Origin of the sequence: Vibrio thalassae, assembly GCF_900089835.1 — a bacterium.
In the GTDB taxonomy this organism is placed as follows: Bacteria; Pseudomonadota; Gammaproteobacteria; order Enterobacterales; family Vibrionaceae; genus Vibrio; species Vibrio thalassae.
The window spans coordinates 1-1,172 of sequence record NZ_OANU01000181.1; the positions used below are offsets into that span (position 1 = coordinate 1).

Consider the following 1,172-nt stretch of genomic DNA (forward strand, 5'->3'; position numbering starts at 1 on the left):
CGCCGCCACATCCGCGATGCTCGCCTCTGCCGCTATCGCCGCTTGATAATCGGCCTCGTTCGCACCATCAAAGGTTAAACCTAGGATATTCCCTAAGATGGCATTGCTGATACCGTTAACGTCACTGTTCGTCGCCGCCAACTGCACACTGGCAAAAGCATCGACGCTGTTATCAACACTGTCGATCACTGCTTGCAACGCCGCCACATCGGCAATGCTCGCCTCTGCCGCTATCGCCGCTTGGTAGTCAGCCTCGTTCGCACCATCAAAAGTTAAACCAAGGATATTCCCTAAGGTGGCATTGCTGATACCGTTAACGTCACTGTTGGTCGCCGCCAACTGCACACTGGCAAAAGCATCGACGCTGTTATCAACACGGTCAATCAGCACTTGCAGCGCCGCCACATCGGCAATGCTCGCCTCTGCCGCTATCGCCGCTTGATAATCGGCCTCGTTCGCACCATCAAAAGTTAAACCTAGGATATTCCCTAAGATGGCATTGCTGATACCGTTAACGTCACTGTTGGTCGCCGCCAACTGCACACTGGCAAAAGCATCGACGCTGTTATCAACACGGTCAATCAGCACTTGCAGCGCCGCCACATCGGCAATGCTTGCCTCTGCCGCTATCGCCGCTTGATAATCGGCCTCGTTCGCACCATCAAAGGTTAAACCTAGGATATTCCCTAAGGTGGTGTTGCTGATACCGTTAACGTCACTGTTGGTCGCCGCCAACTGCACACTGGCAAAAGCATCGACGCTGTTATCAACACTGTCGATCACTGCTTGCAACGCCGCCACATCCGCGATGCTCGCCTCTGCCGCTATCGCCGCTTGATAATCGGCCTCGTTCGCACCATCAAAGGTTAAACCTAGGATATTCCCTAAGATGGCATTGCTGATACCGTTAACGTCACTGTTCGTCGCCGCCAACTGCACACTGGCAAAAGCATCGACGCTGTTATCAACACTGTCGATCACTGCTTGCAACGCCGCCACATCCGCGATGCTCGCCTCTGCCGCTATCGCCGCTTGATAATCGGCCTCGTTCGCACCATCAAAGGTTAAACCTAGGATATTCCCTAAGATGGTGTTGCTGATACCGTTAACGTCACTGTTGGTCGCCGCCAACTGCACACTGGCAAAAGCATCGACGCTGTTATCAACACTGT

At 53.5% G+C, this 1,172-nt stretch carries 1 protein-coding gene; it reads right to left on the bottom strand.

What is annotated here, in order from left to right; all coding sequences use genetic code 11:
* Positions 1-1,172: hypothetical protein (locus VTH8203_RS23540; protein ID WP_158296246.1), on the bottom strand; the 1,172-nt coding region annotated here is incomplete at both ends.